At 62.0% G+C, this 7,858-nt stretch carries 8 protein-coding genes and 1 pseudogene; 1 reads left to right on the top strand and 8 read right to left on the bottom strand.

What is annotated here, in order from left to right; genetic code table 11:
* From WCB02_RS08955 to WCB02_RS08945, 3 genes and pseudogenes are all read right to left on the bottom strand, one after another.
* Positions 1-513: pseudogene (locus WCB02_RS08955) on the bottom strand (sodium:solute symporter); the annotation flags it as partial.
* Positions 514-531: 18 nt separating this feature from the next.
* Positions 532-1,065, bottom strand: coding sequence for a flavin reductase family protein (locus tag WCB02_RS08950; protein ID WP_423957607.1), 534 nt, complete (start codon positions 1,063-1,065; stop codon positions 532-534).
* A gap of 5 nt (positions 1,066-1,070) precedes the next feature.
* Entirely contained in the window at positions 1,071-2,135 is a 1,065-nt protein-coding gene (locus tag WCB02_RS08945) for an LLM class flavin-dependent oxidoreductase (RefSeq protein WP_423957605.1), read from the bottom strand.
* Between the two features lie 442 nt (positions 2,136-2,577).
* Here WCB02_RS08945 and WCB02_RS08940 point away from each other — a divergent pair, with 442 nt between their 5' ends.
* Positions 2,578-3,492, top strand: a complete 915-nt coding sequence (locus WCB02_RS08940; RefSeq protein WP_423957603.1) for a LysR family transcriptional regulator — start codon at positions 2,578-2,580, stop codon at positions 3,490-3,492.
* A 462-nt stretch (positions 3,493-3,954) separates the two neighbouring features.
* Here WCB02_RS08940 and WCB02_RS08935 read toward each other — a convergent pair whose 3' ends face one another.
* The 5 genes from WCB02_RS08935 to WCB02_RS08915 all read right to left on the bottom strand — a co-directional run bounded on the left by WCB02_RS08935 (position 3,955) and on the right by WCB02_RS08915 (position 7,448).
* The gene (locus WCB02_RS08935) at positions 3,955-4,218 is read right to left on the bottom strand and encodes a hypothetical protein (protein ID WP_423957600.1); all 264 of its coding nucleotides are present in this window, start codon (positions 4,216-4,218) and stop codon (positions 3,955-3,957) included.
* A gap of 132 nt (positions 4,219-4,350) precedes the next feature.
* The gene (locus WCB02_RS08930; protein ID WP_423957598.1) at positions 4,351-5,079 is read right to left on the bottom strand and encodes an SOS response-associated peptidase; all 729 of its coding nucleotides are present in this window, start codon (positions 5,077-5,079) and stop codon (positions 4,351-4,353) included.
* 6 nt (positions 5,080-5,085) lie between these two features.
* Positions 5,086-5,334 (bottom strand): hypothetical protein, encoded by a 249-nt coding sequence (locus tag WCB02_RS08925; protein ID WP_423957597.1) that lies wholly within the window; start codon positions 5,332-5,334, stop codon positions 5,086-5,088.
* A gap of 544 nt (positions 5,335-5,878) precedes the next feature.
* Entirely contained in the window at positions 5,879-7,126 is a 1,248-nt protein-coding gene (locus WCB02_RS08920; RefSeq protein WP_423957596.1) for a type II toxin-antitoxin system HipA family toxin, read from the bottom strand.
* On the bottom strand, positions 7,119-7,448 hold the full coding sequence (locus tag WCB02_RS08915; RefSeq protein WP_423957609.1) for a hypothetical protein: 330 nt from the start codon (positions 7,446-7,448) through the stop codon (positions 7,119-7,121). Before WCB02_RS08915 ends, WCB02_RS08920 begins: the two co-directional genes overlap by 8 nt.
* Positions 7,449-7,858: the final 410 nt, after the last annotated feature.

Genomic DNA, 7,858 nt, shown 5'->3' with positions numbered 1-7,858 from the left:
GGTGGCGACCCTCCAGTCGATGCCGAAAACGGTCGAGACCACCACCGAGGTACCCTTCAGGTTGATGAGGATCTCCAGAATGATGCCGAAGATCATCGTCACGGTCACGATCGCTGTGGCAACCTTCGAGCGGTTGAAGCGGTACTGGATGAATTCCGAGATGGTGTAGCCTTCGGGCATGTTCTTGCGCAGGATGCGCGCGAACGGGATCATGGCCATCACGGCGAAGCCGTTCGGAACGACGAACCAGAACAGGCCCGACAGGCCCCATTTGAACGTCATTGCCGAACTCATCATGACGGCCATTGCCCAGGTCCAGACTGCGATGACGGATCCGACGCCGAAGCCGAAACCGACGCGGCGGTCGGCGATGATGAAATCATGCGTGTTGCGAACCAGCAGTGTCTTGACCCCGTAGGACAGGGCCAGTGAAAACAGGCCTAATCCGATCATCGACGCGAACCCGAGAGTGGGCGTCAGCGCCGGCATCGCGGCAAAGATTGATTTATCCATTGCGATATCTCCCAGGGTTCACGGGTGGTGGCGTAGGCTGTGGTAGGTGCGTCTGCAGTAAAGCAATGGGGTCCCGTCGCTTTCTGCATTCGCCGAGGTGACGTCGCAGAGCACGATGGCGTGGTCGCCAGACGGGATCATTGCGCCGACGACCGCAGTGATGTGGCCGAGCGCTCCCTCGAGGACCGGCGCGGGTTGGTCGCCCTCGGCGATCCTCACGTCGTCGTAGGCCCCGAACGCGACCTTGCTGGCAAACCGGTCCGAAAGGGCGCGCTGCCCCGCGTCGAGGATCGAAATGCCGAGAACAGATCCAGCCGAGAGGCAGGAATAGCTTTCGCTAGCCTGCGAGACGCAGAACAGCACCCGCAGCGGCCGCAGCGATACCGAGATGACGGAGGTTGCCGTGAAACCGTGCAGACGTCCGCCTCGCCAGAACGTCACCACGCAAACGCCGGAGGCGAGCCGGCTGAAGAACTCCTTGAACGTCCGGGTAAGATCCTCAGTCGAGGTGTTCATAGCGGGCTTTCTGCAGACGGCGGCATCACTGGACATGCTGGCTACTCCGCAAGTTCGATGGTTCGGCTCTCACGGAGCGGCCGGATGACGTTCTTCATGAAGGGGCCGGCGTCGCGCATCGGATCGTCGAACTGGCAGACGATGCGGTCGAGCCCGATCGCCTCCAGCTTGGGGATGCGCTGGCGGATATCCTCGAAGGATCCGATCAGGCCAAGCTCGAAGCCAGCGTTCGAATCCACCATCTGCTCTTCGTCCAGCGCGGCCCAGGCGGCGGCGCCGGACTTGGCGATCACCTTGCGGAAGAAATCGATGGTCTGGGAATTGCGCCGCGTGACCACCGATTTCCAGCGTTGCCTGGCCTGTTCGGCTGCTTCGGTCGCAATGACATAGGCGTTGGCGGCGACACGGACGTTCCTGCCCCAGCTGTTGGCCTCTTGCTGAACGGTCTCGATCCGCCGCTTGAGTTCGTCGTCGCCCATGCCGTTGAGGAATAGACAGTGGCCCCATTCCGCCGCCATCTGCACGGCCCGGTCGGAATGTCCGGCGATCCAGACCTCCGGCAGCGCGCTTTGGTCCAGGCCGTAGCTTGGAGCCCGGCCGATCTCGATGTCGCTGTCGGATCCTGTCTCGCTCGCGTCCCGGATCACGGCTGGAGGCTGAAACAGTCCGTATAGCGAGCGCAGAAATTCCGCGGCCCGGTTGTAACGGCCGTCATGATCGAGCCAGTCGACGCCGGAAAGGTCGAATTCCTCTTTCCACCATCCGCAGACGATATTCATGCCCAGCCTCCGTTCCGCGATTTTCGACAAGGTGTCGAGCATGCGGGCGACGAGGAAGGGGGAACGGAAGCCCGGTTTCACCGCGCCGCACAGTCCAACCTTGTTCGTGACCGCGGCGATGGCGGCGAGAATGCTCCAGGCGTCGGCGACGCTCTCGCCAGGACCGTGGATGCAATTTAGGAGATTCTCCGACGCGTAAAGAAAGTCGAAGCCGAGTGCTTCCGCCTGCTGCGCGATCGCAAGACACGACGCGACGTCGGGCGCGGTGGGCGTGTCCAGCGAACGCAGCCATCCGCCATATACTGGAAGCCAAATGCCGAACTCCATCACGCGGCCCTGCCAATTCCGGTCCGGGCACAACCAGCGCAACGTCCGGCCGGCATCGATGCATCAGGAGTCGCAGATGTGCCAGTTGTCATTTTCGATCCCTGTCGATCAGCGAGGTGCCTGAGACGGGGAATAGCAAGCACCGCGCCAAGATAAGCGATGCAGAGCGACGCGCGGCGTTTGCCTTAAATGGAAGCGCGATTGATTGTTAAATTGTCAAAGATTGCCCGAGTTCAGGGCGGAAATTGGCTGCTCATATATTTAATTCATGGGCGCTGAAGTGTATCAATGAAGGCGGCCCGATGTCGTTCGTCTCACGTGCCGAGATAAGCGAAATTCATCGGAAGAAGGACGGCTGACTGATTTCACGGCGGCGACCGCTGAAAATTGTTTCGCGGCGGCTCGCGAGGACGTCGGCGCCGACCGAAGATGAGGAGGTTGCATGACCTTCGAGCAAATGAGGATTTTTCTCGAAGCTGCGCACTTCGGAAGTTTTACCCATGCCGCTGAACGGCTGGGCCTTACCCAATCGGCGATCAGCGTTTCCATCAAGAAGCTCGAGGAAAAACACGACGTCTCGCTGTTTGACCGCTCGGGACGGCGGCTCGTACTAACCGAAGCCGGTCAGGTCCTGCTCAACGAGGCGGAGCGCATCTTGCGCGATGTCGATCTGACGATCAGACGCGTCGAAAGCCGGCGCCCGGCCGGCCAATCCGCGATGGTGGCCTGTACCGCGAATGCCTACGATTTCTGGATGCCGGAACTTCTGGCGCACGTCGACCCCACGTTTCCCGTGCAAATGGATCTTGTGCGCGGTACTGTCGATGAGGTGACTGCATGGGTGATGCGGGGCACCGCCGATGTCGGCGTGACTTGCGTGATGCCGAGCCATCCCCAATTCCGTCAGGTCGGCGTGTTCGCCGATCGCATGATATTGTGCGGCGTTCGTGAGCGCGCGCGGCAAGTCCCTGACGCCGTCAAGTGGACCGAGTTGACGGAGCAGGCACCGGTACTCTGGGAGCAGACCGACTTGACGCCGGCGCTTGTTGCAGCGTTCGCTGCGCACCGTGTGGATGCGAGCCGCCTCGCTCACCCGCGGCTGAAGTTGTCGTCCAGCATGGCGGTCATTTCCGCTCTGCAAGGCGGTCGATATATCGGTCTTGTGCCCGAGCGGGCGGCGAAGCCGCTGTTGGCCTCGGGCGGCCTCGTTCGTATTGGGCTATTCGAGGTTCCGCTGCGCTACTGGATGTTCGGATTGCGTGATCGGGACATCGATCCACTCGTGGCCCAGGTGGCGCGCGCGGCAAGGGCTGTGGCTGACAGCAGTGCTCGCTCGCACCTCGCCGAACAGATGTAGGTAGATTGTGGAGGAGTTGCCGCTTTGGCAGCACGGTCAGCTCAAATCGCACTTCTGGCGCGCACAGCGGCCGCTCGTACGCAAACAGCATCGCGTGACCAAGCAGCCGAGACATCGATGCTTCGGTGGCTTGTACGATTATCGAGGCGTTCGTCGCGGCCGCTTTCATCCCCTCCGAGCCGAACGCTGCTGTAGCGTCGGCCCACTGCCGCAGATTCTTCGGCACGGCTGAAATATTTTCGTGAGTTTGTGGAGCTTGAACCGACCGAGCGCATTCGACTAAGTCATTGATTTCATGGCGCACTCGACCCTGTTCGAACGTGTGACTGACGCCTTCGGAACAAATTTGAAATGGACCCCAGGAGCACCGCGTGTCCCTGTTGCGAGGCGCCGCCTCACGCCGCTGCGGGAGGTTACACGGGCATGTGGTGCAGCCGGCGCCGAGGCTCGGCGCCAGCCCTTCTATTCAGGCGGACATTCGGGGCAGGTGTCTCCGATCGAGTCGAGAACTTCGGCGACCGCCACGGCCGCCGCCTGCGGCGAGATGCCGGGCGGCGGATCCTGGCGCGCAACGTCGAAGGCTCGCTCGTGGGCGTGCGGATCGGCGCGATCCTGCTGCCAACCATGCACCTCGCACTCGCAGATGGCGCCCGCTTCATTCAGCACTGAGATCGCCCATCCGTGCAGCGTTCGGATGGCGGGCCTTCGTTCCTTCCGCATCAGCATCGAAGATCGCTCCTTGTCGGAGACGAATCCATGAGATCGCCCCTCGTTCCGGCGCTGCTAGCACAGGGCAGGGATTCGAAATCGGGGTGGCTCGCGCTTATCCACCTGTTTCGCCGCGCCCTTACGCAAGACCTAGGCGGCCAGCGCAGGATCCTCCTTGTCGCCGCGCGCGACGATCTTCAATGCGCCGTCCATGAGCGGACGCTGCAGTGCCCTGGCCTCGTCCCAGGGAGCGCGCAGCCAGACGTCGTGCTCCTCGGTCGTCGTCAAGATCACCGGCATCGCTTTCGGATGGACAAGGCCTACCTCGGCGTTCGGTGCGCAGGTCAGGAACGCGAAGACATCGGCGGTGATCTCGCCCTCCTTGGCCTTGCGCACGGAGGTCCAGTTCGTCCAGAGGCCGGCGAAGGCGAGAAGAGGACGGTTCTCGTCGGCAGCGAACCAGACCGGCACCTTGTTGCCGTCGATGGTGTCGTATTCGCTGAACGACGTGAACGGCACCAGGCAGCGGTGCTCCGAGCCCAACCAGCGTCTCCAGTGCGCGCTGTTCACGTTGCGGATATTGGTGCTGCCGCTGTTCGGCTCCATCCGGAGCAATTCCTTGAAATCGACCGGCTTGCCCTTGGCCTCGAGCCTTTCGGCCCGCCTTTTGGTGGCGTCCATCAACGCCCGCTGCGAGGACGGCATGCCCCAGCGTGCCATGACGATCTCGCGGCCGTCGGGCGAGTTGCGCACGATCGGTGCCGGATAGTCGGGAAAGATGCCGGGCATGCTGGGCAGGTTGCCTACGCGGCTATTGAGAGCTCCAAACAAGCGACGGATCGCGTCGACGTTCTTGACCATCGCGTAGAGGTTACACATTCCCGCCTACAGCGTGCTCAGGTCGTCAGGTACGTCACCGAACGTTCGAATGATCTCGGCATCACCAAAATCACCGATCGCAGGATCTCCCGTGCGGCTAAAGGCGACCGCGCCAATGTGGCCAGCCTTGCGCGACAGCGCTTCGGCGCGCATCACCGCTGCGTTAGGACTGAAACATTCGACCGGCTCGCCGGGCGCGACACCATCGTCCGCGGCGATGAACGGCAACGCGACGAAGTAGGTGACTTCCGCCATCCCGAACCCCGACTGTGAACTCGCTTGGACAACCCGTTTCCGGTTGACCGGGTTGGATGCATGTTCCTATTTTGTTCTTTAGAAGTCAACCCCTGCCGGCAGCCGAAGAGGGTCTCGCCTCGCTCGTGAAGTCATGGGCGCCAATCCAAAGCAACGCTTATGGGGGGGCGCCACCGTTCGGGCTGCCGATCAGCGCGCCCGGGAGAAGCGCCTGGCGGCCGACGCGGCGGCGATTGCGCACGCTGTGACATTTGCATTGCCTTCGAGCCGACGACATTGCCACGCAAACAGCAAACCACATTCTGGCATCCGGTTCGGCGCAAGCGATGCCTGCCCTGTTCGGAACAGCGCCGTTATTCCGACAAGCGTGTCCATGCGGTTAGGCTTCGACAAACCAACGTCACGGCGGCCGATGACCTCGCGCACGACAAAGGACTTGCGGAATCGATCGTCATGTTCCTGAGACCGACATGTCCATTCCAAACCGACGTTGCTCCGCCGGAGTGGGAATCCGCCCCATCCATTCGTGGAGCACCATAGTTCGTCACATCGTGCGCGCTTTCGTCAGGTCTTCGTGCTCGAACGCGCTGGCCATTCGGTTGATCTCCGACGATCCTGCTCCGACAGCCGTGGCGACAGCGCGCCAGCCGGCGACCGCCTGCCCGACCTCGCGGATGACGTTGTGTGCGGCGGGAATGTTCAGGCCAAAATAGTTCGCAACGCTCTCGACGAGGTCGATGGAGCAGGTGCCTTCGTCGAGATCGATATTGGTCGTGAGGATGCGCGCCTTCACATCGGTTGGGGTCGGGTTGAGGTCGTAGGCGGGAGACAGCGTCCAGCCGCGCTTGCCGAGCCAGAGAAAGCCGTGATTGCGCAGATGGTCATCAACATTCGAAATCAAAACGTTGAATACCATTCGTCGGTAAAGAGCCGCGGCGTCCGCCTTGGCGTTGGCGCCGTAGCGCGTGAGGCCATCCACCAGTTCGGGATAGCTGCCGCGCTCGCCATCGGCGGATCCGATCATCGACATCCCTGAGAGAAACGGGATGCGAATCTTCTCGCGCCGGTCGAAACGGCGGGACAGAAGGACCCGCTTGTTCGCGACTTCGATGAGCTGGTGATGGGGCGTAACGATTCCGGCGCGGTCGGCCAGCCGCAGTGCAATCTCTTCCCAGGTCTCCATGCTGTAGTCATCTGTTTCCCTCGGGAATTTCGCGATGGCGAGATAGCCATGCTGGTCGATGACAGACGCCTTGGGGCGGGCTCCGCCCAGGGACGATCCGGGTGCGAAAATGAGTTGGAGATCCTCCTCGGTCTCTTCATCGCGCAGGATGCGCTCGGTGATCTGAAGTAGCCGCCCAAGCTCTACGAGGGGAGGGACACCGGCTCGGGACGGCGCCTGGAATTCCGGATTATTGGTCCAGCGAAAGCGAAGCGCTCCGAGACGGACTTCGTCGGAAACGCCAAGCAGATAGTCCGCTTCGGTGAGCGTGCGGACCGGACGCTGTTCTCTTTCGGCCAGACGGCGTTCGGAACGCTGCATGAGCCGCCGCCCCCAGGTATCAGGAGCCGAGTCTCCAATCGATCCGAAGATGGCTTGCTTGCCCTGAGTCGGAAACACGCCGCGGGTAAAGATCAGAGCAGGCTCGATCGAGAAGCGGTTATTGTCGGCGAGCCATGCATGATCGTATTCGAACGTAACCGTCTCCGTCCGTCGGACGACATGCCGACGGAGAAGCCCGACCGGCCGCGCAGTGCCGTCCAGATCGATGTGCACTTCTACATCAGGCATTGGATTTGGCTTTTCGCCGTGGACGAGCGCGCTTGGGAAGCTCTGTTGCGGCGAGAGCCTGGCCCACCCGGTCTCGGGTCAGATCCGCGACGTCAGCCAGGCCCTCGAGCAGGCCGAGGGCCTGCAGGGTGGCAGCATAGATGCCGATCCCCACACTGGGATCGCCGGCCTCGATCCGCTGCAGGGTTGTCCTGGACGTGAAGGCGCGATCGGCGACAACGGCCATCGGCAGCCGACGCCGCTTGCGCGCGTCCTGAATATCCGCCCCGAGCTTGCGGAGGGCCCGGCGGACGCCAGCCGGGGCGCTGTGAGGGGTCGGCACTTTTTGTGATCTTCGCGCTGCACTAAACTGACATAATGTAGCACGAAGATCGCAAAAATCCAGGTTGATCATCGATCTCGATCGCAGACGCGGTAAGTTGTTGAGGATGTGTGCTTTTCCGCACCAACCCAGGACCGTCGTTCCGCGAGGTCTTGTGTTATGTTCTTCTTGGCTCTCCCCGCAGCAGCCTGCCGCCCGTCCTAGCGAAGCCGTTGAGGCGCTGTCCCAATGAATCGTTCCCGTCACGTCTCGTCGGGCTCGAGAGGTGGGTGGCCGGCGACGCGTCGTTAGGGGCCGGGAGACCTGACTATCAAACGATCAGATTCGTCCGTGCTCAATCGAGGGCATCAAGCCGTTTGGCGAGTCAAGGAGTCCGACGGCACTCAGCATGCCGCCGCTCTGGACAAGGC

Source organism: Bradyrhizobium sp. (assembly GCF_049581145.1).
GTDB lineage: Bacteria > Pseudomonadota > Alphaproteobacteria > Rhizobiales > Xanthobacteraceae > Bradyrhizobium.
Note: the sequence above shows the minus strand (reverse complement) of the source record. Positions and strands in the feature narration are given on the sequence as shown.